The organism is Thalassotalea ganghwensis (assembly GCF_053485795.1).
Map to the genome: position 1 here is coordinate 313,346 of NZ_JBQRUM010000003.1, position 25,787 is coordinate 339,132.

Annotated in this window: 25 protein-coding genes; 13 read left to right on the forward strand and 12 right to left on the reverse strand. The window is 40.3% G+C overall.

Features of this window, described 5'->3' with window-relative positions; all coding sequences use genetic code 11:
- Positions 1-54: 54 nt before the first annotated feature.
- Both ACSLUH_RS04885 and gpmM read right to left on the reverse strand, forming a co-directional pair.
- Complete coding sequence (locus ACSLUH_RS04885) at positions 55-1,206, reverse strand: murein hydrolase activator EnvC family protein (RefSeq protein WP_448565181.1); 1,152 nt, start codon at positions 1,204-1,206, stop codon at positions 55-57.
- Positions 1,207-1,214: 8 nt separating this feature from the next.
- Positions 1,215-2,765, reverse strand: coding sequence for a 2,3-bisphosphoglycerate-independent phosphoglycerate mutase (gpmM, locus tag ACSLUH_RS04890; RefSeq protein WP_448565182.1), 1,551 nt, complete (start codon positions 2,763-2,765; stop codon positions 1,215-1,217).
- Between the two features lie 213 nt (positions 2,766-2,978).
- Between gpmM and ACSLUH_RS04895 the strand changes: the two genes are divergently transcribed.
- Genes ACSLUH_RS04895 through gpsA form a run of 4 tightly spaced genes read left to right on the forward strand, consistent with a single transcriptional unit; the run spans position 2,979 to position 5,248 of the window.
- Entirely contained in the window at positions 2,979-3,404 is a 426-nt protein-coding gene (locus ACSLUH_RS04895; protein ID WP_448565183.1) for a rhodanese-like domain-containing protein, read from the forward strand.
- Positions 3,405-3,422: 18 nt separating this feature from the next.
- A complete protein-coding gene (gene grxC, locus ACSLUH_RS04900) occupies positions 3,423-3,683 on the forward strand; it encodes a glutaredoxin 3 (RefSeq protein WP_448565184.1) in 261 nt (86 codons plus the stop codon).
- Between the two features lie 48 nt (positions 3,684-3,731).
- Positions 3,732-4,241, forward strand: coding sequence for a protein-export chaperone SecB (gene secB, locus ACSLUH_RS04905; RefSeq protein ID WP_448565185.1), 510 nt, complete (start codon positions 3,732-3,734; stop codon positions 4,239-4,241).
- Positions 4,242-4,252: 11 nt separating this feature from the next.
- Positions 4,253-5,248: an NAD(P)H-dependent glycerol-3-phosphate dehydrogenase gene (gpsA, locus tag ACSLUH_RS04910; protein ID WP_448565186.1), complete on the forward strand. Its 996-nt coding sequence runs from the start codon at positions 4,253-4,255 to the stop codon at positions 5,246-5,248.
- A gap of 15 nt (positions 5,249-5,263) precedes the next feature.
- On the opposite strand, the gene trmL is transcribed toward gpsA, so the two are convergent.
- On the reverse strand, positions 5,264-5,728 hold the full coding sequence (gene trmL / locus ACSLUH_RS04915) for a tRNA (uridine(34)/cytosine(34)/5-carboxymethylaminomethyluridine(34)-2'-O)-methyltransferase TrmL (RefSeq protein WP_448565187.1): 465 nt from the start codon (positions 5,726-5,728) through the stop codon (positions 5,264-5,266).
- Positions 5,729-5,791: 63 nt separating this feature from the next.
- Between trmL and ACSLUH_RS04920 the strand changes: the two genes are divergently transcribed.
- Positions 5,792-6,721 (forward strand): cation diffusion facilitator family transporter, encoded by a 930-nt coding sequence (locus ACSLUH_RS04920; RefSeq protein WP_448565188.1) that lies wholly within the window; start codon positions 5,792-5,794, stop codon positions 6,719-6,721.
- A 20-nt stretch (positions 6,722-6,741) separates the two neighbouring features.
- Here ACSLUH_RS04920 and ACSLUH_RS04925 read toward each other — a convergent pair whose 3' ends face one another.
- From ACSLUH_RS04925 to ACSLUH_RS04935, 3 genes are read right to left on the reverse strand one after another with little or no spacing between them, the layout of a single operon-like run.
- Positions 6,742-7,734, reverse strand: coding sequence for an alpha/beta fold hydrolase (locus ACSLUH_RS04925; protein ID WP_448565189.1), 993 nt, complete (start codon positions 7,732-7,734; stop codon positions 6,742-6,744).
- A gap of 54 nt (positions 7,735-7,788) precedes the next feature.
- Positions 7,789-9,186 carry an ATP-binding protein gene (locus tag ACSLUH_RS04930; RefSeq protein WP_448565190.1) on the reverse strand — a complete coding sequence of 466 codons (1,398 nt, stop codon included), beginning with the start codon at positions 9,184-9,186 and terminating at the stop codon, positions 7,789-7,791.
- Complete coding sequence (locus ACSLUH_RS04935) at positions 9,179-9,886, reverse strand: response regulator transcription factor (protein WP_448565191.1); 708 nt, start codon at positions 9,884-9,886, stop codon at positions 9,179-9,181. The genes ACSLUH_RS04930 and ACSLUH_RS04935 overlap by 8 nt, the downstream gene beginning before the upstream one ends.
- Before the next feature lie 156 nt (positions 9,887-10,042).
- On the opposite strand from ACSLUH_RS04935, the gene ACSLUH_RS04940 reads away from it, so the two are divergent.
- Positions 10,043-10,498, forward strand: coding sequence for a Spy/CpxP family protein refolding chaperone (locus ACSLUH_RS04940; RefSeq protein WP_448565192.1), 456 nt, complete (start codon positions 10,043-10,045; stop codon positions 10,496-10,498).
- Between the two features lie 72 nt (positions 10,499-10,570).
- Here ACSLUH_RS04940 and ACSLUH_RS04945 read toward each other — a convergent pair whose 3' ends face one another.
- The 5 genes from ACSLUH_RS04945 to rsgA all read right to left on the reverse strand — a co-directional run bounded on the left by ACSLUH_RS04945 (position 10,571) and on the right by rsgA (position 15,789).
- Complete coding sequence (locus tag ACSLUH_RS04945; RefSeq protein ID WP_448565193.1) at positions 10,571-12,541, reverse strand: TonB family protein; 1,971 nt, start codon at positions 12,539-12,541, stop codon at positions 10,571-10,573.
- A gap of 9 nt (positions 12,542-12,550) precedes the next feature.
- Positions 12,551-12,937 (reverse strand): BlaI/MecI/CopY family transcriptional regulator, encoded by a 387-nt coding sequence (locus ACSLUH_RS04950; protein ID WP_448565194.1) that lies wholly within the window; start codon positions 12,935-12,937, stop codon positions 12,551-12,553.
- Positions 12,938-13,078: 141 nt separating this feature from the next.
- Positions 13,079-13,804: a glycerophosphodiester phosphodiesterase gene (locus tag ACSLUH_RS04955; RefSeq protein ID WP_448565195.1), complete on the reverse strand. Its 726-nt coding sequence runs from the start codon at positions 13,802-13,804 to the stop codon at positions 13,079-13,081.
- A gap of 51 nt (positions 13,805-13,855) precedes the next feature.
- Positions 13,856-14,731 (reverse strand): archaetidylserine decarboxylase, encoded by an 876-nt coding sequence (gene asd / locus ACSLUH_RS04960; protein WP_448565196.1) that lies wholly within the window; start codon positions 14,729-14,731, stop codon positions 13,856-13,858.
- A gap of 23 nt (positions 14,732-14,754) precedes the next feature.
- A complete protein-coding gene (rsgA, locus tag ACSLUH_RS04965; protein ID WP_448565197.1) occupies positions 14,755-15,789 on the reverse strand; it encodes a small ribosomal subunit biogenesis GTPase RsgA in 1,035 nt (344 codons plus the stop codon).
- A 173-nt stretch (positions 15,790-15,962) separates the two neighbouring features.
- Here rsgA and orn point away from each other — a divergent pair, with 173 nt between their 5' ends.
- From orn to ACSLUH_RS04990, 5 genes are all read left to right on the forward strand, one after another.
- A complete protein-coding gene (orn, locus tag ACSLUH_RS04970) occupies positions 15,963-16,508 on the forward strand; it encodes an oligoribonuclease (protein WP_448565198.1) in 546 nt (181 codons plus the stop codon).
- 106 nt (positions 16,509-16,614) lie between these two features.
- A complete protein-coding gene (locus ACSLUH_RS04975) occupies positions 16,615-17,100 on the forward strand; it encodes a DUF4442 domain-containing protein (protein ID WP_448565199.1) in 486 nt (161 codons plus the stop codon).
- Between the two features lie 147 nt (positions 17,101-17,247).
- Positions 17,248-20,637 (forward strand): hypothetical protein, encoded by a 3,390-nt coding sequence (locus ACSLUH_RS04980; RefSeq protein ID WP_448565200.1) that lies wholly within the window; start codon positions 17,248-17,250, stop codon positions 20,635-20,637.
- Complete coding sequence (locus ACSLUH_RS04985) at positions 20,638-20,841, forward strand: DUF1289 domain-containing protein (protein WP_448565201.1); 204 nt, start codon at positions 20,638-20,640, stop codon at positions 20,839-20,841.
- A gap of 17 nt (positions 20,842-20,858) precedes the next feature.
- Positions 20,859-22,538, forward strand: a complete 1,680-nt coding sequence (locus ACSLUH_RS04990) for a response regulator (protein WP_448565202.1) — start codon at positions 20,859-20,861, stop codon at positions 22,536-22,538.
- Positions 22,539-22,599: 61 nt separating this feature from the next.
- On the opposite strand, the gene queG is transcribed toward ACSLUH_RS04990, so the two are convergent.
- Positions 22,600-23,754: a tRNA epoxyqueuosine(34) reductase QueG gene (queG, locus tag ACSLUH_RS04995; RefSeq protein ID WP_448565203.1), complete on the reverse strand. Its 1,155-nt coding sequence runs from the start codon at positions 23,752-23,754 to the stop codon at positions 22,600-22,602.
- A gap of 17 nt (positions 23,755-23,771) precedes the next feature.
- On the opposite strand from queG, the gene ACSLUH_RS05000 reads away from it, so the two are divergent.
- Positions 23,772-25,283, forward strand: coding sequence for an NAD(P)H-hydrate dehydratase (locus ACSLUH_RS05000; protein ID WP_448565204.1), 1,512 nt, complete (start codon positions 23,772-23,774; stop codon positions 25,281-25,283).
- Between the two features lie 6 nt (positions 25,284-25,289).
- Positions 25,290-25,781, forward strand: a complete 492-nt coding sequence (gene tsaE, locus ACSLUH_RS05005; RefSeq protein ID WP_448565205.1) for a tRNA (adenosine(37)-N6)-threonylcarbamoyltransferase complex ATPase subunit type 1 TsaE — start codon at positions 25,290-25,292, stop codon at positions 25,779-25,781.
- Positions 25,782-25,787: the final 6 nt, after the last annotated feature.

Below are 25,787 nucleotides of genomic sequence, written 5' to 3' on the forward strand. Positions count from 1 at the left end.
GTTATTTAGGTTAGCAGTTCCGCAGTGTTAAATCGATAGTCTTTTGTATTTTTATTATCGACACCACAACTTAGGATTAACTGCCTCGCCATTGTGTCGGATCTCGAAATACAGACCCGGTTGACTTTGTCCACCACTTTGGCCAACTAATGCGATAGGCTCCCCCGTCTCTACGCGGTCGCCAACTGACTTCAGTAGTGCTTGGTTGTGTCCGTAAAGGCTCATGTAACCATCACCATGGTCAACAACGATGACTAATCCATAGCCTTTTAGCCAATCTGAAAATAGTACGGTGCCATTGTGTATCGTTTTTATGGTGTTACCTAATGGTGCAGACATCAACACACCTTTCCATTTTAGGTATCCTTGTTTTCTTGAACCAAAACTACGACGTATTTTGCCGTTAACCGGCCAGGATAATTTTCGTTTTAAATGATCAAGTCCTTTGAGATTAACCTCTTGCTGGCTCAATTTGGCAATGCGAGCTAAAGCTGCAACAAGTTCAGCTTCTTGTTGCTCTAATTGTTCAAGTTGCTGTTGACTAGACAGCAACTCTTTATTTAGCTCTTTTAAGGTTTGTTCTCGCTGAGCTTGGCCAGCATCAAGATCTTGTTTTTGTTTTGCTTGCTGTACTTGCAAGCTTTCTAATTGCTGAGCTTGTTGGCGTTGTGCTAGCTCCACTTGCTCGAGCTCATCAATGGTCGACTTAAATTGTTCTATTTCACTGATGCGAGCTTTGTTGAGGTATTGGTAGTAACTGACATTCCGTTGCACTTCACCTGGGTCTTGCTGGTTGAGTAATAGCTTAATGTAGTCATGGTTACCGGAGGAGTATGCGGCTCTAAGTTGTTTTGCTAGCAAGGTTTCTTGTTGCTTTTTTTGTTTACTGAGGTGTTTTTGTTGTTGATCTAACTGTGCTAACTTTTTCTTGGTATTTGCTAAACCTTGTTGGGTTTGGTTAAGTTTTTTGACAACCGCGGCAATGGCTAACTCGTTTTGCTTTAATGTTGATTCAAGTTTTGCTCGCTCACTGTTGACCCTGCGAATGGTTGTTTTTTGCTGATCTATTGCTTGTTTTACTTGAGACAGTTTGTCATCTGAATCTTGAAAGGCATTAACAGGGCTAGCTGCTATGAGAGAGCAGGCTAGATAGAAAAAGCTACCTAACCCTACAGCACTATTCAACAACAAAGACCGAATTGCCATTATCTAATTTAAGCTCTCGGCGTTAGCGTCATTAGTGATGAACCGGTCATCTCCTGAGGTTGCTCTAAGCCCATTAAATAGAGAATGGTTGGCGCAATATCACTTAGGGCACCTTGTTTGGCAACGCTAGCGTCACGGCCATAATAGATTAATGGTACTGGCTCACAGGTGTGTGCGGTATGGGCCTGTCCTGACTTTTCATCAACCATTTGCTCGGCATTGCCATGATCTGCGGTAATTAAGCATTCGCCCCCGGTTTTATCAAGTGCTTGAATCACTCGACCAATACTGGCATCAACCGCCTCACACGCTTTTACTGCAGCATCAAATTTACCGGTATGACCGACCATATCACCATTCGGGTAGTTACAAACAATAAAGTCATAGCTTTTGCTTTCAATCGCTGCGACTAATTTGTCGGTAAGTAATTCTGCATTCATTTCTGGTTGTAGGTCATAAGTGGCAACTTGTGGAGATGGCACCAAAATACGTTCTTCGCCCTTAAAGGTGTCTTCTTTTCCACCACTAAAGAAAAAGGTAACGTGCGCATACTTTTCGGTTTCGGAAATTCTAAGTTGGGTTTTGTCATGCTTTTCTAACCACTCGCCTAACACATTGTTTAATGGGGTAGGTGGAAAAGCGCAGCTGGTTTTAATATCAGCTGCATATTCAGTAAGCATAACAAAATCTGCGAGCTTAGGCTGTTTTTGGCGAGAAAAACCGTCAAAGTTTGCTTCGGTGAATGTGCGGGTAAATTGTCTTGCGCGGTCAGCCCTAAAATTCATAAAAATTAATGCATCACCGTCTTCTAATTGAATGGTCTCACCAGAAGCTGTTGTTATGGCTGTCGCTTTGACAAATTCATCGTTTTCTTCGCGGATATAGGCTTGTTCGAGCGCTTTTACTGCATTATCGTATTGAAATTCTGCTTTGCCTTGGGTGATAAGGTTATAGGCTGCCTCGACACGCTCCCAGCGTTGATCGCGATCCATTGCATAATAGCGTCCAACAATTGAAGCGACTTGCCCTGAACCTATGCTGGCAAATTTTTGCTCCGCTTTTTCAAGTGACGCTTTTGCGCTACGAGGAGGCGTGTCACGACCGTCTAAAAAGGCATGAAGATAGATTTTTTGAATACCGCGTTGGTGAGCTAAGTCAATGGCAGCGAAAATGTGCTCTTCATGACTATGAACACCACCCGGAGATAATAAACCACAAATATGGACGGCGTTGTCTGTCTCTTTAGCTTTATCTATTGCTTGGCAAAGTGCGGGGTTAGTATAAAAATCACCACCTTGTATTGCTTTAGTGATACGCGTGTAGTCTTGATAAACAATGCGACCAGCCCCTAAATTAACATGGCCGACTTCTGAATTACCCATTTGTCCATCTGGAAGACCAACTGCCATGCCAGATGTTTGAATTAACATAGTAGGATATTTTGCCATTAAATTATCTAATACAGGAGTGTTAGCATGAAATATTGCGTTAGCATCGCTTTCTTCTCGATATCCCCAACCATCTAGTATTAAAAGTACAGTAGACTGCTTATCAGACATTGTTATCCTCTTCATTATCGCGTTTAACAAACCAACACATTATAACAAGCTATCCTCGACATTTCTTTAGTAAAGCAAGACAAAAATCGCCTATTAAATACAGTAAGTGATATTATTTGTTCAATAGACAGTAAAATCGGCTTTTATAGTGTAAAAAATACCGATAATCTGTATACTGTCGCCAGTTTTATTTATTAATTTATGTGAATCTTTATGGAACAATTTATCGCTTTTTTATCAGCACATCCAATATTAAGTGCTGCATGGGTTGGTATTTTTTTGGCTATCGTTGTGGTGTCAATACGAATTAAGTTATCCCCAATTAAACAAGTGAGCCCACAAGAAATGACCTTTATGGTTAATAAAGAAGGCGCGATTATTTTAGATATTCGCACCGAAAAAGAATTTAAAACCAGTCATATTCTTGATGCAAAACATTTGAGTACCGAAAAAATCAATAAGAATGAACTTAGCAGCCTTGAAAAGTTTAAAGATAAACCCATTATTGTAGTGTGTACTGCAGGTATAACCGCTTCAACTATTGCTAACAAGCTATATAAAGCTGGATTCAACCAAACAGCCTTGTTGAAAGGCGGTATGAATGCTTGGCTTAATGCGGGATTACCTGTTAAAAAGTAACAGATGTAAGGGCGCATAATGGCAGTTGAAATTTATACCAAGGTAACATGCGGGTATTGTGTAAGAGCAAAAGCCTTGCTAGATCATAAAGGTGTTACCTATCGCGAGATTAAGATTGATGGTAATAACGAGCTTCGCGAACAAATGATTGCGCGCAGTGGTGGTTATACTGTCCCACAAATCTTTATTAATCAGCAACCCATTGGGGGTTGTGATGAACTTTATGCATTACATGCACAAAACAAACTTGATGACTTATTGTCTCAAGAATTTGACTAACTTTTATTAAAATTAAGTGCGCTAGCACTTTATCAACAGGAAATTATAATGGCTGACGAAATTCAAAATAATGCCGGCGAAAATGCCGCACAGCAATCTGCTCCACAATTTGCAATTCAACGTGTGTACACAAAAGATATATCCTTTGAAACACCTAATTCACCAGCGATCTATCAAAAAGAATGGAAGCCAGAATTAAAACTTGACCTAGATACTCGTTCAAATAAGTTAGCCGAAGGCACTTACGAAGTTGTATTGGCATTAACCGTTACTGCGACGGTTGAAGGTCAAACAGCGTTTTTAGCTGAAGTTCAACAAGCGGGCATTTTTACCATTGGTAACTTACCGGAAGCTCAATTGGCACATACTATTGGTGCATTTTGTCCTACGACATTATTTCCTTATGCGCGTGAAGCCGTAGCTAGTTTGGTAAATCGTGGTTCATTCCCACAGATTAACCTTGCACCAGTAAACTTTGATGCTTTATTTGCTTCATATGTTCAGCAAAAAGCAGCCGAAGCGAATGCTGCACAAGAAACGAACAGCGAAGCTCACTAGTTGAAACACGTATGACTGACATCACTGTTTTAGGCGCTGGTTCGTATGGCACGGCCCTAGCGATCTGTATAGCCAGAAATAACCATAATGTATTGTTATGGGGTCGTAATGCAGATGACATTACTGAGATGTCAGTTAATCGTTGCAATGAAAAATATTTACCAGGGATTACATTTCCAAGTAGTTTAGCCGTTGAAGCTGATTTAGAAAAAGCGGTTAAAAGCAGTCGTAATATCTTAGTTGTGGTGCCAAGCCATGCTTTTTCGGATATTTTGACAAAAATAAAACCTTGGTTACAGAAAGACTCGCGCATCGCTTGGGCAACCAAAGGCTTAGATCACGAAACAGGTCGCCTTTTGCAAGATGTTGCTATCGATGCACTTGGCCAAGATATCCCCCTAGCCGTATTGTCAGGGCCTACCTTTGCTAAAGAAATGGCAGCAGGCATGCCTACGGCTATTTCGCTTTCGTCAGTTGATGATGGCTTTACTCAAGATTTATCTGCCTTGTTACATTGTGAAAAATCATTCAGAGTCTATCCCAATAAAGATTTTATTGGCGTTCAACTTGGCGGCGCAGTGAAAAACGTTATCGCAATAGGCGCTGGTATGGCCGATGGGATCGGTTTTGGTGCTAATGCGAGAACAGCGTTAATCACTCGTGGTCTTGCAGAGATGACTCGCTTAGGAGCGGCTTTAAATGCAGAGCCTTCTACCTTTATGGGCATGGCGGGTTTAGGTGATTTAGTGTTAACCTGTACCGATAACCAGTCTCGTAATCGCCGTTTTGGTTTAGCGCTTGGTAAAGGGGTAGACGTTGAGCAAGCTATGGCCGATATCGGACAGGTTGTCGAAGGTTATCGAAATACCAAAGAGGTACATATGCTTGCAAAACGCATGGGTGTGGAAATGCCTATCGTTGAACAAATCTACCAAGTACTCTATTGCGGCAAGTCGGCGAAATTAGCCGCATATGATCTGCTTTCTAGAGAGCAAAAATACGAATAGATTTAAGGCTCGCCATTAGACACCGTTGGCAAAGCCCATTTGACGCCACGCTTCAAAAATAATCACCGCAGTGGCATTTGATAGATTCATGCTACGACTATCTTTTAGCATTGGGATCCTGATTTTATCTTGATCAGGTATTTGATCGCGCACATAGTCTGGTAACCCCGCAGTTTCTGAGCCGAAAAGTAAGTAATCCCCTTGTTGAAAGCTAACGTCACCGTAAAAGTTAGTTGCTTTGGTGGTGATGGCTAACACGCGATTTGGTTGTTCAGTCGTTAAAAACTCTTGGTAATTTTTGTGTCGTTTAGTCGCGGCGAATTCATGATAATCGAGCCCAGCACGTTTAAGTTTTTTATCGTCAAAATCAAAACCAAGCGGCTCTATTAAATGCAGCCGAAAGCCCGAATTTGCGCACAAACGAATAATATTTCCTGTGTTTGGTGGAATTTGTGGTTCAAACAACACGACATCTAACATAATTACTTCTCTTAAATTGCTAAGCTGCTTATTATAACGATAATGGGCATAGTCGAGAACTATTTGTCGTTACTATTACAAGATGAGCACGTAATGAATCCAAAAGATCAACACCAACAGTATCGCTATTTAGTTAAGTTTGCTGCGCTATGGGCAACACTCACAGCGTTGCTTTTGGTTTCTTTAAAACTCTATGCTTGGTTTGTAACGGGTGCTAGTGCAATGCTGGCCTCTGCAACGGATTCACTGTTAGATCTTTTTGCCTCGCTAATGAACGTTATTATTTTGCGCTTTGCACTTGCTCCAGCTGATGACAAACATAAATTTGGCCATGGTAAAGCCGAAAGTTTAGCAGGTTTGGTACAATCAGCCTTTGTGCTTGGTTCTGCGCTTTTACTGATTATCAATGGGGTAGAAAGAATTATTACTCCCAAGGCTATTGTCAATTCTGAGGTTGGTATCATTGTCAGTGTCGCTGCTATCGTGTTGACCCTTGCGCTGGTGTTAGTGCAGCATTATGTCATTAAGCATACCAATTCAGTCGCTATTAGCGCCGATGCGTTGCATTACCGCTCAGATCTTGCGTTAAATATTGGCGTATTACTCTCGTTGTATTTAAGTGAAAGTATTTTTGTTCAAGCGGATGGTATTTTTACGCTAGCGGTCGGGGCTTACTTAGTGTTTGGCGCACTAAAAATTCTGTGGGTGAGTGTTGACCATCTTATGGATAAAGAGTTATCTGAACAAGAGCTCGAACAAATCACTCAGATTATTCAGCAACATCCTCATGCCAGAGGGTTTCATGATTTAAGAACGCGCCAAGCCGGTAATATGCGCTTTATTCAGCTTCATTTGGAGCTAGATCAGCAACTATCGTTGTTTGACGCACATCAGATAGGCGTGTTCATTGAAAAAGCAATTGAAGATAGGTTTGCGCCTTGTGAAGTGCTGATACATCATGATCCAGTAGATTCTAGATCTTCTTACTCATAGCAATTGAATAAATATTTATTTCAATTGCTATCATTATTAAGGGATAGCTCATTCAGCCAGTTGAGTATGGCTTTAATGGTGGGCTCACGAAAACGGTCTTGCTCAAATAGCAACTCATGGTGTGCCCCCTCAATTGTTAGCGGCTTACTTTGAGGACAAACCTCTGGTTTACGTTGATGCAATAACTGACAAAACTTATCTTGCTCTGTGTTGTCAACAATTTCATCACAACCTGCTTGAATCATGTAAAGCGGAGTGATGATCTTATCCATGTCAGCAAAAATGATTTCATTTGCTTTAATTGCTTGCGCTAACCAATGAAAGGTAACGCCTCCTAATTGCAATTGAGGCTCCGCTTTGTACAACTCAACAAAAGATAGATACCTTTGTTTATCATGGGTTAATTTATTTTCTACGAACGGGGTCGCTAAATAATCTGCTTGCCCGAAAAAATACCAGGGTGACTTGCTCAACAATCGATTAATCCAACATCCAGCGGTAATTAGAATTTTAGCGAACCATTTGGGTATTTTTCCTCGGTTTATAGCTATCATCGGTGAGCATAAAACTGCTGCACTCAACAATTTTGAATGCTTTTGTAGCAGCCTAATGGTAATGGCTCCACCCATTGAATGTGCAATGACGTAAGGCCCTGTCGAGTCGAGACGTTTATTACTAACAATGTTGGTAATAAAATAAGCGAGGTCTTCACAATAATCATCAAAATTTTCAACAAAACCTTTGTGAGGATTTTCGGTGAGACGTTCTGATAAGCCTTGACCGCGATGGTCGATGATATAAATATTATAACCTTGCTGAAAAAGCTCGAAAGCGACTTCTTGATATTTAAGATAGCCTTCACAACGTCCAGGCACAATGATCAGGTCCTGACATGGCTGCTGATGGGTAAACTCGGCATACTCGATTCGCTTACCATTTATACCACTAAACGCTAAGAAAGCGCCTTTTTGCCAAAACTCGTGATAGGTCGTTTGCGTTGCTGGTACTTCCATGAAAACTTAATTCTCGTCATTACATCGTTGCGCAGATATCGTCCTAGCCTACCGCTAACTTTGTTTAATTGGAAGTTTGACGGTAACCGTCAGGCCACCATCGGGGTTATTTTTAGCAAATATATCGCCATGGTGTGCATTTACCGCTTGTTGTGCAATAGCCAAACCTAAACCTGTGCCACCAGTTTGCCGATCTCTGGCCTGTGCCACACGATAGAAGGGTTGGAACAACTGTGCTAAGGACTCTTCGGGAACACCTGGTCCGTTATCTTGTACAGTAAGAGAGACAAAATTGCCATCAAGGCGTATCAGTTGCACGTTGATTATCGAGTTATTAGGACTATACTTCACCGCATTGGTTAAGATATTGGTAATGATGCTGATGACTAAGTTCTTATCTGCTTCTATTTCAATTGCTGAAAGTTTCTCCGCTTCAATGGTAATGTGTTTCTCGTTAGCTAAGTATTGGCAGTCAGCAATACAATTGCTCGTGAGCTTTTGCAAGTTGAGTGGTTCTATATGTAACTGTGCCAGTATGTTTTCTAAGCGTGATAAAGAAAGCACATCTTCAATCATTTTATCGAGACGACTTACCTCTAACTCGCATCGCTCTAGGTGCGCGCTGAGATCACTATTGTTATCTTTATTCGTTTGCAATGCTAAGCCGATGGCCATTTGCAACCTTGTCATTGGCGACCTAAGCTCATGGGAGACATCGCCAAGCAATCTTTGCTGCGCGGTGATATTCTGCTGAAGCTTCTCTGCCATTTGATTAAAGCTTCTACCCAGTTCACCTAATTCATCTTTGCGATCGGTGGCTTGGGCATCAACTCGAGTGGTTAATTCACCATTGCCGAGTTTTGCTGCGGCAGCTTTCATCTTGACTAATGGTCTGCTGAGTGAACGTGAAATCAGCCATGCTAATAACATACTGACGAGAATAGGGATGATTAACCGAGCCCATGCGGGGAGATGCATGACAAAGTTTTGAAAATGGGGGTTTTCACCTCGCACCGCCAAATAGAGCTGATAGCTCTTGCTGTCCACTTCAACTTCTAGTGGGCCGGTTAATCGAGCGTTGGCAAACTGGATGCTAACGGGAGTTGCAAAGCTATTTTTTTCCAAATACGGAATTAACGGCGTTAAAAAACGTCTTTCGCTGGCTTGAACTTTATTCGTTATCACATCTTTGAGCAAAATCGTTTCGCCGCTAAAGGGGGGAGTTCGTTCGAGGAAGCGTTTAATAGACAATTGTCGGTGATTATCAAAGCGCTTTTTTATATGCCGTAATTTTGAAATATCATTTTGATGCAGTGGCATAACGATACTTTCTTGTGCCAATTGAGCGGAAATTAGCCGGGTTAAAGCGATAGAGAGTAGGGCAAATAGCCAGAATGAGATAAACAATTTAAAAGCGATAGATGAAAGGTACTTGCTAATAACACTAAACATTCGAACCCTCGCCAGTTAAGAAGATGTATCCAGAGCCTCTCACAGTTTTTAATCGTTCGTTCGAAGGTGCTACTTTCTGTAACTTTCTTCTAATATTGCTGACATGCATATCGATACTACGATCAAAAGGGCTTAAACGGCGATTAAGGACTTGCTCAGACAGTTTTTCTTTACTGACGATGTGGCCATGATGATTCATCAGTAACTCTAAAATTTGATATTCAGTTCCGGTTAGCTCAACCAGCTGTTGGTCGCAAAAAACTTGTCGGGTTGTGTTGTCAATGACGACATCATTGACGGCAAGCATATTGGTTTGCGGCTTTTGACTTTTGACGATTTCAATACGACGTAAAATGGCATTAATTCGAGCTAAAAGCTCTTTATGTTGAAAGGGTTTAGCGAGGTAATCGTCTGCACCAAGCTCCAACCCTAGCACTCGATCGTTATCATCACCTTTGGCAGTGAGCATGAGTATCGGGGTGCTATGCTTTCCGCCCAAGGCCTTTAATACCTCAAAGCCATTAAGACCCGGCATCATCACATCTAACAATATCAGGGAAAAGTGTTGCTCATATGCCCTAGCTAGGCCGCTAACACCATCGTGACAACACTCGATAATATAACCTTCATTACTAAGGTAATGGCTTAAGAGATCAGTTAGCTCTTTGTCATCGTCAATGATCAGAATATTTTTAGTCATAAATAATTTGATTCGCCATTATCCTCGGTAGTTGACTCTATAATAAACCAATCTCGGGTTTTATGAGCAACCTTTACAAAACATTTACACTCATTTGCGTTTCTTTTCATTGCCAGCTGTAGACTGTAATTGAACTTTAACAAGAGGAGTTATCTTATGATGACATCAATTAAAAAATTGGCCTTGATGGCAGCAGTTTTCTATTCAGTCAGTTTAAGTGCTTGGGTGAAACCGGTACTAGCAGAAGCGTTTGAAATGGATGAAATGATGGTAGAGCATCATGAAAAACGTTTTAAAAGAATGGCGCATTTTCTTGATTTAACCGAGCAGCAGCTTGAGCAAATGAAGCAACTACGTCAATCAGCAATAGAGCAAAGGCAATCGTTCCGTAATGAACTAGCTCAGTTTAAATCACACGTAAAACAACTTACCGAAGTGCAAGATTTTGACGAGCAGGCATTTACTAATCTTTATGTAAGTTATCAGGATACGTTCGCTAAAATGGCATTAGCAAGGGCGAAACATAAACATCAAATGACGCAACTATTAACGGAAGAACAACGCGAAAAAGCCGAAAAAATGCATCACAGAAAGCATTCAATGCGCCATTAAGCCACTTTGTTGACGATGATATTTGTTCGATTATGTTTTAATAAACCTCTTATTGATAGTGAGAGGTTTTTACTATTTCAACAGATTGAAAGAGAAAATCTTTGCCATTTTACTTTCTACTGGCTTTTCATTGACCTTAGCAGGCAAAAAGCGCCATTGATTCATAGCGGTTCTAATCGCATTCCTAAAATAGCTAACTCTATTTTTTTGCTCAAATTCTAGATTTGAAATACGCCCATCTTTATCAATAACAAACTCAACCAAAATATCTATTTCAATACCCCTTCGTTTTGCAATTGATGGATACTTTGGATCTACAGAAGACACTAACTTTGCAGACGTTTTTCGAGTAATGGTTGGCTTACTAAATTTCGGCTTATCGGCAGGTGGCTCAAGTTGAAGCTTCGTTTGATTGATCACTTGATTATAGGCAGCGTTGAATTTTTCTGTGCTTTTACTTTGCGGCAACGGTTTATCGATTAGCGAAGCAACTTGTTTAGCGTAGGGATTTTCAAACATTGGCTGCTGAGCGTCTGAGTCGGTGCGTGCGAATGCCTGTTCTGTCAGCGTTGATTGCTTATCTTCTTTGATTTCATCAAGTAAAACGTTGGCTTCACTATTCTCAGAAGCTTCTAGTTTATCTGTTAATGGGGTATTATCGTTGTCAACTAGCAGTTCGTGATTACGCTCTTCAACATTGCTTTCAGCCTGAGAAAAATGAGCTATTTTTTCATAAGACTTTTCATCTTTTTCGATACCTTTATTGCTTGCTTGTCGCACTAAAACATCATCTGAAATAGGATCATGGCTTCGTTGTGGTTTAGTAACGGCGTCAGTGGCTAATACCATGACCGATTCTTTGTCTGTTAGATTAACAAAGTTGTCATTGACTAATAATTGCGCCAATGAGCTGCGCGGCAGCGCGTCAATGTCGTTGTCTCTGAAACGACTTGTATCAATAAATTCACTTGCTGATTGCATCAGTGAAATACGTCCAGCGCCCCAATCAATGACTTCATTGTCGATAATTGGCTTTGAAAAGATACTTAAAATAGCAAACAGAATAATTAAAGAGGCAAAGACTTTACCTGAATCACTTGCTGCGCTACAACTATGTTCGTCACCCACCAAACGTACAATGCGCTGTTTTAAATCACCACCAGAAGCTGCCATCGCCATGTTAGGGATTGGCTGATTTCGATGTTGGTGACAGTGACTTGCGGTATCTGCTAGCGCATGTGCGTAGGCGACCGCACAGCCACAATGTTTAACGGCAATATCGTCACTACAATATTCGCGCTCATTGCGCATTTGCTTGGAAATCCAACTGACAGCGGGATGGAAGAAAAGTAAAATTTCTACCAATGTCTGTAAGAAATTCACTAAGTAATCGTGACGTTTTATGTGAGCAAGTTCATGTAAAATGAGCATCTCTAATTGCGCGGTGTTTAATCCAGATACCATACTCGCAGGTATTAAAATCGCGGGTTTCAACCAACCAACAGCCATCGGAACACTGGTCGCAAGTGAGACAATTAATGTCGGTTTACGCCATAAACTAAACTGCTGATAAAGTTGTTCGAAACGAAGTTGTAACCCAGGATTTACCGCCACTTGATGCTTTAGTGTTAATAGTTGAACATTGGTCAATTCAATAATCAGCTTGATACAAAGCATGATCACCACGAAAACCCATGCGAGCGTAATTAATGGTAAACCATCGATGGCGGAATAATACCAATGCGGGTTTATGACTGAAGGAATCACTTGCTCACTGAATACGACAAGGTTATCGCTATTTAATGATATTGAATTTAAGTAGTCAGGTGTTTCAACTATATTAAAAGTAACGATTGGTAACACAAGACAAATAACTAACGCGCAACTAGCCCAAGCATATCTCAATTGTGGATTTTTATAAGATGTGATTGAAAGTAAAACTTTTAATGCGAGCGCTACTAAACAACCTTGCCATAAAAAGTGCAACAAGGTTAATGCAACAGTATAAAGAACTGGGCTGTTTAGTATGCTTTCTGACATCATGTTAACTAATTAATCGTGTTTCTCTAATTGATTTAACAATGCTCTTATATCTTCAATCTCTTCTTTACTGGTTGATTCATCAAGTGCCCTCATCACCAATTTTGAAGTTGAACCACCGAACGCTTTGCTGACAAGATCTTTTAATAAGGATGATTGAGTTTGCATTTCACTATTCGCAGCAGCATAAACATGTGCACGGTTGCTTTCATCGCGGATCACCAATGATTTTTCGTGCATGATTTGCAAAATTTTTAACACGGTAGTGTACCCAGTATTCTGCGTGGCACTAATTGCTTCATGCACTTGCCTAACAGTTGCAGGACCAATCTTCCAGAGAATATTTAATAACGAAAGCTCTGCTTCAGTTGGCTTTATTGTGGCATTGTCTCGAGCCATTGAATTTCCTCAATATGCAATAAAATTACTATATTTTTGTCATTTTTTAATGATAATACGAATCTAATCGTATACTGTGTCGAATAAATGAGCAATAGTTTTATGACAAAATTATGTATTTGCTGATTTTTTCACTTGTTTTCAATTTGCTAAGGTTAAGCGACTGCGTTGAGGGGTATTGGTAAAGATCGCATCAACTCCTAACTGTTGGCAATACTTTATATTGTCGGGTAAGTCTACGGTATACACCCAGCATTCTAAATTACGGTTATGAATATCGTCGACAAATTCTTGCGTTAGATTCTCAATCGCTTGTACGATAGCAACAACTTCTAATGGTTCTGCAAATTTGCCATAATCTAAAGGGCAGTGGGCGATAATTGCGGCTCTATCAATATTCGGGATCAGTTGTTGGCACATTGCAACAGCATGGTGGTTTGAAGAAGAAAGCAATAATTGCTGTTCACTGATTTGGCCTTGCGCTATGGCTTTTTTTAAAGCCGTCGCTAGGTGAGATATCTGCTCGGATAAACTCTTAGCACAGTTGGTGACAATTTTAAGCTCTATGTTGAGTTTAAGTGATGTTGTCGTTATTAGAGGGAAAACATCAGTTAACGTCAAAATCGTTTGTCCAAGTCCCAGAGGCATGGCTTTGATTTCATCGAGTGAGTAGTCAATTAACCGGCCAGCTAATCCTGTTAAACGATTCAATCCATGATCGTGAAAGACTATAAATTGCTCGCTGGGCTGATGATATTGAATATCTATTTCGATACCATCGGCCTGTTCAGCAATAGCCTTTTTTAATGCTAATGCTGAATTTTCAGGATACTGATCACTTGAACCTCGGTGTGCAATAATCAGCATATGTCGCCCTCTTAATGTATTGGTATAGTTTTACCGTTTTAGTTTTGCCATTCAGTTTGCTGGTGCTGTTATATCAGCGTAGTGTTCACCTAAACGTGTAATGGTTCCAGGCTTTGCTTGCTCATTAAACTTGACCATATTTGGAGCAAACGTCGTGATGACTGTTGAGCCAAGTTTAAAGCGGCCCATCTCATCGCCTTTTTTAAAGTTTATCGCCCCCGCGCCTTCTGTTGGATATTGCCAACGAAACACATCTTTGCCAGCGGGTGGCGTAATGGTGCCAGCCCATGTGGTTTCAATGCTCGCTACAATTGTAGCACCGACTAAGGTCATTGACATTGGGCCATGCTGAGTATCAAAAATTACCACAACGCGCTCATTGCGAGAAAACAAATTTGGAACATTGTTGGCAGTTAACGGGTTAACTGAAAATAAATCACCAGGAACGTAAATCATTTCTTTTAAGGTTGCATCCATTGGCATATGAATACGATGGTAATCTTTAGGGGCTAGATAAATGCAGGTAAATAATCCTTGTTGAAAAGGTGCAGCGGTTGCTTCATCACCACCTAATAACGTTTGTAAACTGTAATCAAAGCCTTTGGCTTGAATCAATTTTCCGTCGGTAATTTGGCCAAGCTGACTAATTTTTCCATCTACCGGATAACACAGTGCTAACTCATTTTCGTCGATTGGGCGAACGCCATCAGCAAGCTCTCGGGTAAAAAAATCATTAAAGGTGTTAAAGTCTTCAGCATTTTTTAATTTGGCTTCAGCCATATTAATATCATAGGCTTTAATAAATGCTTTAATTGCTTTGGTGGTTAACCATCCACATTCTGCAGCCGCAAATTTACCAACGAGGCGCGAAAGCGCATGTTTTGGCATAATATATTGGAGTGCAATTTTGACTTTATCGAACGACACTTAATGTTCCTTTAGCTATTATTTTAATTAAAACGAGATGTTAATGTATTTGTATTAAGACTGGCTAGTATTCGTTGAAAACTGGCTAATCTTTCTGGATAAATTTCACCGTTCTTGGCTGCGCCTACTAATGCACATCCAGGATCCGACTGATGTTTGCAATCTCTAAATTTACAAGTACCAATATAGTGAGCAAACTCTATAAAGCCGTTAGTAACTTGTTCTGGAGATAAATGCCATAAGCCGAACTCTCTAATGCCTGGGGAATCTATTAAATCACCGCCATCGGGAAAGTGGTACAGGCGGGCGACAGTAGTCGTATGTTGTCCTAAGCCCGAATTTTCCGATACCTGTTGCGTTAATATCCCTAAATCTGGCATTAAGCTGTTCGTTAGTGTTGACTTACCAACACCAGATTGACCGACAAATATGCTAGTTTGTCCATCTAACTTTTGTTTTAGCGCAGTTAAGCCATCTTCGGTTTGGCTGCTGACATATAAAACCTCGTAGCCAATATCGCGATAAATACTCAACATAGGCTCAATTTCATTGTTCAATTCATCGGTTAACAAATCGGTTTTATTGAGCACAATGATAGGTTTGATTTTGGTGTCTTCAGCGGCTACTAAATAACGGTCAATAATGTCACTATTAAATGCAGGCAGCACACTTGATACTATAATAATTTGACTAATGTTTGCGGCTATCGGTTTAACGCCATCGTAAACATCTGGCCTTGATAGCACTGATTCACGTTCGTGAACTGCTTCAACAACACCAAAAACGCCTTGTTCGTTGGCTTTACCTTCTCGCCATAATACTTTGTCACCACAAACTAAAGAGGAAATGTTGCGGCGCAAATTGCAACGATATATACCTCCTTGGCTATCTTCGATATCTGCGTGCTGACCAAAACGACTGATGACAGTACCCTGTTGAACATCACCGAGCTCTTCATCTTTCCATTTGATATCATCAGCACTACTGCGAAGTTTTTTCGCCTGATTCGCTTTAATGCGTCGGTGCTGACCTTTGGTTAATTTTTTTGCTTTAGCCACGAAGATATTTCATCACATTAGTTAAACTGAGCGTTAATTTGCTGACAAAGTATTTTAAACATTATAAACAGTGGCGTATTATACTGATAAAATAATGATTGACCTAATACTTGTCGGTATTTGTCAGTTAAGTGTAATTATCATTTATAAAAACGTTAACCTGAGGGATGTCTATGTCTTGCAATGAGACTCATTTAATTTGGCTAGATCTGGAAATGACAGGCTTAGAGCCTGAGCACGATGTAATACTCGAAATAGCAAGCATTGTAACCGACAGTCAGTTAAATATTTTGGCAGAAGGACCTGTCTTTGCAATTCATCAGCCAGATGAAGTGCTTGATAACATGAACCCTTGGTGTATCGATGTCCATGGAAAATCAGGTTTAACTGAACGATGTAGACAAAGTTCAGTCACCTTGGAGCAAGCTAGCCAAGAATCTCTAGCGTTTTTTGCTAAGTACGTTCCTAAAGGTTGCTCGCCAATGTGTGGCAACAGCATTGGACAGGACCGGAGATTTATTAATAAATACATGCCGGAATTTGAAGATTACTTTCATTATCGCAATTTAGATGTCAGTACGGTTAAAGAGCTAGCTCGCCGTTGGAAACCTAGCGTTCTAGATAAAGTTGTCAAGAAAGGTGTTCACCTTGCTTTAGATGATATCAGAGAGTCAATTGCTGAGTTGAAAGTTTATCAACAGCACTTTTTTAACATCTAAATATTTCTTCATAGTCAACTGATTTACTCAGCTTGCCCCTTAAAAAACTTGCAGGTCTGACCACTTTGGTGAACAATGACGAGAATGTCGCCAAAGTGAGAAAGGTATGAGTAATCGTTTAAGCAAAATGGTAGCGAAAATAAATCGTTTACCATCATCCATTAAACCATGGTTATTAACTAAATTATTTTGCTCGCAAGTGAAATATGCCAATACGACAGGCATTCGAATAGAGCGCATAGATGATAATGGCGTCGAAATAACCTTAGCGAACCGTAAAAAAGTACAAAACCACATCGGTGGTGTTCATGCTGTCGCTGCAGCATTGCTTGCCGAATCAGCGACAGGGATAGCTTTTGGTATTCATGTACCTGATAGCCAATTGCCGCTACTTAAATCAATGACAATCAATTACAAAAGGCGAATGCAAGGAAACCTCAAGGCAGTAGCGTTTCTTGAACCACAGCAAAGAGAATTGATAAAGACTCAAGATAAAGGTGAGCTTGCTGTTAACGTGGTGATTACTGATGAATCAGGTGAAGAACCCATTGAGTGTTATATGACGTGGGCGTGGATTACCAAAACGCGTTAGCTAACGCAGGTTAGCAAAAATGAAGTACCGTTTCGGTAGTTGTGCTTTATTTATCACTTTGCTTACTAGATGATATCCCCTAAACTGTTGTTTTTGTTTCGACTAAACCAATTGGTTTAGCCATCATTCAATTAACGCGGTTTTGTTATGGAACGTTTAAAGCCACTGTATCAGCAAGTTTCTCAGCGATTGTTGATTTTTATCACCCTAAATCTACTCATCATTGCGATATTGGGTGTTTTTTTATTTCAACACTTTCAACAAACACGATACGTTGAGCAGGCGCTTGTTCCCCAATTTACGCAATCCTTAGCCGTTCAAGCTGATGTTTATCGTGCAAAACAGCTGCTATCAAAGCTAGTTATCGCAGACGAAGCCACAAACTATCTGCAAGATTTGCAAAGCTATCATAAGCTTTTGGTGACATTTGATAACCTTGCACAGCAAGTAAAGTTAACAAGTGAAATAAGCACGGCATTAACTACGGCGGAACAACTAAGCGCGAATCATCAGCGTAATGAACAATTAAGAGAGAATGCCCTATTGCAGTTGACACTAGTCAATGAAGCTTTAGCTGAGCAATTTCAAACGGATCCTATTTCAGAGCAAGGCTTATTGATTAATAGTGTTCAGCAGTTTGCACAAGCTTTCACCCACTTTAATTCATTGACTATTCGCACATCATTAGCACAGTTTTCATCAGATGTTGATGCGCTGGAAAAGGTGGTTGAGCAATGGCGGCCGATTATTGCCAAAAATGATCAGCGCTTTAATGACAATGTTAAAGAGACGGTGGCCGAACTCGATAACTTGTTATGGCAACAACAACGGATGATTGCAAAATGGCGCAGCCAGATCCGCCTAGCTAATGAAATCAAAGTGATGTTAACCCGGCATATCGCCGTATTGGATGATTACTTAGTATTGCTTGGGCGTGGACAATTAAAACAAAGCACAGAATTTAACGGCAGTGTGTTAACTCGCTTGGTCAATAAAATAGAAAAATTTGGCCCTTACTCGATCGCTGCGAGTTTGCTGACAATTAGCTTATTACTGTTGGGTTTACTAATGTGGTTTGCGTATCGAATTGTTGCACATGTTAAAGTTAACGGCCAACAAACCGTGACGTTTTTAAAACAACTTGATAACGATGACCATGAATTCAACGTAAACAGCTATGAACAACAGTTTATCCAACAGACATTTAATAAATTAAAGACCTTCGCAGCACAGTTATCTCAAATCGAGCCGTTAAAGCAATCGTTAGCCGAGGTCTTATCTGTTGCTCATTCACACAGCGATATTACCATTTGGCAATATCCGGCTGCTGATGACGCTATGATAAGAGATATCAAAACATCACTAGGTTTAACCGTCAATCAAGCGTGGTACCATGCGTTTGAACGCAGTGAAGTGACAAAGATTATCGAATTAGCCAAAGCCGCACGTGAGCTAGGGGTATCGCAACAAGGAAAAACTCAAAATAAACAACAACGAACTTTCTATTTAACGGTTGAGTTTAATCAAGGGAAGTGGCAAGGAACGCTAAGTGAACGTCGTTGGCAAACAGAATTAGAACTCGACTTTAGCCAACAATTAAGTGAGTTACAACGAAATACGCAACAAGATCGCTTAATACAGCTTGAATATTCACAAGCGATGAGTAAAAAGTTAATCAGAACGTTGTTGCAGTGCCACCATTACCGTAATGTTAATGAACGCCAAATTAGCCACTTATACCGGCATTTAGTCAAGGCATATCAGTGGAGTCAACAGCAACAGTTAGCGATGATGCTGGCGAACACTGAACGACAGGTTAAGCTTGTTGATGTGAGTTTTTTTGAAGAATTAAAGTCCTTGCTGCACAATATAAGAGTTGATGCCAAGTTACAACACAATCAGGTTTATTACAGCTTGGATAGGCGATTAATAGAAGATTGTAAAATTAATGTCCGCTTATTCCACCAAACGTTAAGCGACGTATGTTTTTTATTACTAAACGAACCACTTCACGCGACGTTAATTATTGATGTCAGTCTGCTTGATAAAGACGCAGGGCAGCAAGTTTTAAAATTTAGTTTTGATGTCAGCAGTCAAGAGCATTTACGAAAGTCAGCTGTGCTTGAAGCGTTAATTGGTGATCATGAAGGTCCAAGTGAAGCAGCTGAGCATGCTGATAAATCTCAGCTAAGTTACTTTAAGCGATTGCTCAAAATTACTCATGGTCACGACTTGCAATGTAAAGATATTGAACAAGGCTATCAACTCAGTTTTAGCATGCCAATTACAATTGAGAAAATAGTAAACTCAGGACATCAAGATGTTGATTTATCGCAATCGACATTAATCATGCTCTCTAAGGATGCAAAAGCGTGTGATTGGCTTAAAGGGGTCTGTAAACGTTCGGGAGCTCATTACCTCCATACAGGATCATTGCAATACTTACACAAACAATTATCGTTAAAAATACTATCTAAACAACCGATAGATGCGGTCATTGTTTATGAGGATGCTTTTGATCTCCACATGGGAGAAGTGTATCAACATTTACAAACCTTACCTGAAAAAGTGCGCCCTAAATTACTCGCCATTCAACCATTTTCTGGCCAAAATTTCGCGCAAACTGGCTTGTATTATCACTCACGTGAAAATTTTTATAGCCAAAATTTCGCTCAACAACTCAAACAATTTATTAAAGGCAAAGAACAGGTAAATATGGCGCTAGACGCGACATTTTTTGCGCAATATCATTTTGATTTTTCACCGGTGGAAGTATTACTTGCCGTAGAAAATACCGCTTCACATCAGTTGTTGATTCGCTTGCTAGAATGGCTTGGCTTGCAAGTACACATTGCAACCAACGAATGGTTATGTGAAAAGTTATGGAAGTCAGGGCGCTATACCATCGCTATTTCAGAGTTGGCCGACACCGCTTTGGTTGAACCGGAAGTTGGAAAACGTATTAAGCGAACAATTTACGCGCTTTCTGAAAGTTCGCTTGCTAATTTTCAAGACAATCAATCAGCTTATCGTCAATCATGGCAAATTGAGAAGTTACCTAAGATCTTAGATCTTCCTGCGATAATTCGTACCTTTTCACCTTGGCTTAATGAGCAGCACCAGCAAATGAGACATCAGGTTGGTGAGCGAAAACTAACGAAAAAAGTGGTTATTGACAGTTCTGCACCCATTGAACAGAGCAAATCCAGCGATACTGTTTTTGATTTGGCAAAATATGCATTTAATCAAGGCTCGGCAGAGTTGGCTGCATTAATGGCGGAAGATTATTGCCAGGAGCTTGATGAACAGGTCGACAAAATCATTGAACTTTGTCATGGTGAGCACTTTGATGAGGCAGCTAACGTTTTAACAGCTATAATAAAAATAGCCAAAATAATGGCTGCGCAAGATGTATTAAAAAGTAGTCAACAGATTGAGCTATTACTGAAACAACAAAGTTATCGTGATATCGGTGATGCCTTAAATGTGCTAAAAGAACAGCAACAAAGGTTGACGGAATATGTTGAAGCGATTTAAATGAAAGATAATGAGTTAAAAATAAAGCAGACTCAACTAGTTCAAAGCCCGTGTATCGGTAACTGTTGTTTGAACAATAATGATATTTGTCTGGGTTGCTACCGGACGATTGAAGAAATAACGGGCTGGCGTGAATTTACCAATGACCAGCGTAGTAAAGTGAATGAGCGTTGCCTGCAACGTAAACTGGATAATCAGAGTTGATAGGTAGTTGAGGTTTAATGGATTTAGAAGTAAAGAATCGGTTGACGAATTTTGAACAGTTACGTGTCTTGGTGATTGATGACAACGTACTTGTCCATGATGTGCTAAAAAAAGCGTTTTATGATATCGGGATTCGCCTAGTCAGTTGTGCGCAAAACGCTTATTACGGGCTTCGACTGTGTAATGAAACTAAGTTTGACGTCGTTATTTGCTCTTTTAATGTTAATAGTGATCGTGACGGTTTTCATCTTCTAGAAGAGCTGAAAGTCAAAGGTTACGTCACTCGAACTACCGTTCTGATCTTCTTAAGTACAGAGACCGACGAATCACTAGTAAACTCGATTATAGAGTTAGATCCAGATGATTTTTGGGCAAAACCGTTAATTCCTAAGCGAGTTCAAGAGCGCCTAACTCATGCCCTCCATGTAAAACAGCAACTTTTTAATATTTACTACGCTTTGGATCATCGAGAGTATTCTAAAGCGATATATTTCGCTGAACGCCATTTGCAAAATAAAGCATTAATAAAATACCGCCCTCATATATTGAGAATGAAAGGTGATGCTTTGCTTTCATTACTTGAATTTAGTGAAGCCGAAGTATTTTATAAAAATTTGCTCAATGAGTATCGTTATGGCTGGGTTTATATTGGTTATGCCAAGTCACTACTCAAACAAGGTCGAATTGACGAAATACAGTCGTTAATAGAATCGTTGGCAATGAAACCCGATACTCGCTTTGCGACCCATGATCTGCTGGCGCAGTATTATATTGAACATGAGCAGTTTGATAGAGCTTATGAAGAAATTAAAAAAGCGGCGGAGCTATCACCTCGGAATATCGAGAGAAATCGAAAATCATGGGATCTAGCGCGACTCAACCATGACCACCAAGGCCAGTTTAAAGCGACCAAAAATATCGCTAAACACGCTAAAAATTCAATTCATGACTCGCCAGATATTTTATTAAATGTTATTCGTTCTGCCATTGATCTTGTTTGCACCGTTTCTGATGAAAATGCAGCGGGATTAATCTCACAAACAGAACGCTATATTAAAAGGCTTGAGCTCGATTATGGGCGAGAAAACAATCTTGAGCAGCAACTTCATGTTATCAAAGCAAGATTGCTCAATGCCCAAAAAATGTCTGATAAAGCGAAACGTATCGTAGAAACTCACGTTAAATTAAAACCGAGCCCATCGATTGAAGACAATTTAGATAAAGTAAAAGTTTTTCACGAGTTAGGGATGCGAGAAGAAGCCGGCGTCTTGTTACAAGCGATAAAAAATCAGATTGTTGGTGATACCTTGACCAGTCAGGTTGTTAATCGCTACATAGAACAAGAAACCCAAGAGCGCTCTGATATTCACTACACCCCCAAACATTTACATGAAATGGCCGAAGGACATGTTAAAAAAGGGCGGTTTTTACCCGCCTTGGAAGCTATTATTCAAGCGCAACATCTGGCGCCTACATCAATAAAATTTGCCTCTTGTTTACTGAGTATTATGATCACCATGAAAAGTAAAGGCGAGCTTGATGACAGTTACCTTGAGTATGTAGATAAAGCGAAGGCCACGTTTGACTCAGCAGACTTAAGTGAAGAAGGTCAGGCAAAAGTGAAAAGCTTGATTGAACAGTGGCAAGCATTATTCCATCAGCCAGAAAAAGAAGAGCAGCTTGATTCTAACCAGTAACTGTTACGCTATTTTTAGGTTTTGTTGCATTTGAAAGAATTTTCTTCATTATTAACTCTGACTAAGCGTCTCTAGGTAGACCTTTTCTGATCGAGCGTATCAGGCGGCCATTGAGTCTAGCGCTAGGTGAGTGATTATCTATATTTTGTTGCTGCGCTTTTTCTTGTTGCTGAGCTAACGCCCAATCAATATGTTCCTGCACTAAATCATTAACGCTTGGTTTGCGATGAAGTAGCGCTTTACTGATGTCTGGGTGATAATCACAATTACCTAAGGCAATAGCAATATTACGCAACCATTGTTGATGGCCTATGCGGCGAATCGCTGAGCCTTCCGTTTTCGATAAAAACTCTTTTTCAGACCAATGAAACAAAGTTAATAAATCGGTTTTATCGAGCTGATGTCTCGCTTGAAAATCTTGCTCCACTGTTAATTGAGCATATTGATTCCACGGGCAAATAAGTTGGCAATCATCACAACCGTAAATACGATTTCCAATCGCCTGCCGGTATTGAATAGGAATGGCTTCTTTATGCTCTATGGTGAGATATGAAATGCACTTTCTAGCGTCAACTACGTAAGGTTCAACGATGGCGTTAGTTGGACAAATTTTAATACAAGCCACACAAGAACCACATTGGTTTGTCTTGGGCTTATCGCAAGGCAGAGGAAGGTCTATTAGTATTTCGCCGAGAAAATACCAAGAGCCGGAGTCTTCACTTAATAACAAACTATGTTTTCCTACCCATCCAAGACCTGCCTTTTCAGCAAGCGGTCTTTCTAACACCGGTGCGGAATCGACAAAAGGTCGAAGGTTTGCGTTAGCACACTCGTTGATAATTTTATCGCCCAGTTGCTTTAGTCGTTTTCGCATTAATTTATGATAATCTCTACCAAGTGCATATCGACTAATATAAGCGGTATTTTTATTGGCCAGGGTATCAGCAAATTTTGCTTGATTGGGTAAGTAGTTCATTTTTACCGATATGACCCTTATGGTCTCTGGCATCAATTCGGCTGGGCGAGCACGCATCAAACCATGGCGAGACATATAGTCCATGTCGCCATGATATTGATTATTTAACCATTGTGTTAATTTTTCTTCATGCTCTGCAAGATCAATATCAGCGATACCTACTTGGGCAAAACCTAGCTCTTGGCCCCATAACTTGATTTTTTCAGCTAATTCTTGATAGTTAAAGGTAGAAGTGGCCATGTGGCATGAGAAACATTATGAATAAAAAGATAGATAGCACCAGTTTATCACAAAAACTTTATAGCGCGACACAGGTCCTAGAAAATGAAGCTAGAGTAGCAGCTCAGCATCAATTAACTTTGCTCCAGTTAATGGAAAAAGCAGGTCATGCAGTTTTTGAACATATTCATAAATTTCATCAAGAAATCAACCATTTAATTATTCTTGTTGGCAAAGGGAATAACGGCGGAGATGGTTTGGTGATTGCAAAATTGGCGTTGCAGGCTGGTTACAAAGTCAGCATTAGACTATTCATAAATGAGAAGCAGCTTAAAGGCGATGCAAAAACTGTGTTTGAGCGCTTGGATAAGACAAAGGTTAATTTTATCAATGATATTGATAAAATTATCAGCGATATCCAATTCAGTCGTACCGATAAATTCATGGTGATCGACAGTATTTTTGGTATCGGTTTTCACGGCGAACTTCCTGTCGATATTGCTCAAGAAACTCGAAAACTTAATACGCTAAACAACATTGTCGTAGTTGCGGTTGATACGCCTACTGGCGTCAATGTTTCAACGGGGCATTGCGCCGTGGATGCCCTAGTAGCAAATGAAACGGTGACTTTTATTGCACCCAAACAAGGTCTTTATACTGGTACATCAAGTAATGTTTGCGGAAAAATTTATCTTGCAGATTTAGGAGTAGGTCAAACGTTTCAACAGATAGTGCCAACCGATATAAATTTGCAACAAGCGTTCTCTTCTTGTGACTATCCATATCGAAGACCGGCGGCACATAAAGGCGAGTCGGGGTTATTGATTTGCTGTGGTGGTAATCAAGGAATGCCAGGTGCAATAAGGCTAGCGAGCGAGGCGGCATTAAGGGCAGGAGCTGGATTGGTATCGGTTTATTGTCATCAAACGAGCCAACCTTTCGTTGTTAACAATCGACCAGAGCTGATGTTAACACTAGCAACGGCTTTATCAGCACAACTCAAACTAGCCAAAGCGCTATTATGTGGACCAGGCCTCGGTCAAGATGATTGGGCCAAACACGTATTCTCAGAAGTGTTAAAGCAACCTGTTCCAATGGTTGTCGATGCCGATGGCTTAAATTTGCTCAGTCAATGCGGTGGTTATCGAGAAAACTGGGTGCTAACACCACATCCTAAAGAAGCGGCGAGACTTTTGGCGACAGATGTTGAAACGATTGAGGCAGACCGTTTTGCTGCCGTTAAAGCTATAGCTAAACGTTATGGCGGGATTTGTGTATTAAAAGGTGCGGGGAGCTTAATTTCTGATGGGCAAACGGTTTGGGTTAATAGTACCGGAAATTCAGGGATGGCGACTGGTGGCATGGGAGATGTGTTATCAGGTATAATCGCAGCATTAATGATGCAATGTCATTCGTTATTAGTGGCAACTAGGTTATCGGTCTATTTGCATGGGCTTGCTGCAGATAAAATTGCTCAGCAGCAAGGGTCTATCGGCATGTTAGCCAGTGACTTGTTTGAATGGTTGCCTCGTTTGATTAACAGAAAGTGATGAAAAATGAGTGAAACAGTTACAAAGGTAAGTGATAAAAAGCGAGTTGATCTTGTCAATGAGCAAGCAACTGTAGAGTTGGGTGTGAAACTTGCTGATATTGTAAAAAATGAACTAAATCATGGTATTGTAGTCTACCTAAATGGTGATTTAGGGGTCGGTAAAACTACGTTAACTCGGGGTTTTGTTCAAGGCCTAGGACATTTAGGTAATGTGAAAAGTCCTACTTATACTTTAGTTGAACCTTATGATTTAGGAAGTTGGCAGGTATATCATTTTGATTTATATCGACTAGCAGACCCAGAAGAACTTGAATTTATGGGCATTCGCGATTACTTTAACCCTCAAAGCAATTGTTTTATCGAGTGGCCTGAAAAAGGTGAAGGACTATTAGCGGCTCCAGATGTCATTATTGATATAGCATATCATGGCGAACAGAGAATCGTTTGGTTCAGTGGGCTTTCATCGATAGGGAAGCAGTTAATTAGCTTGTTGTAACCTAGA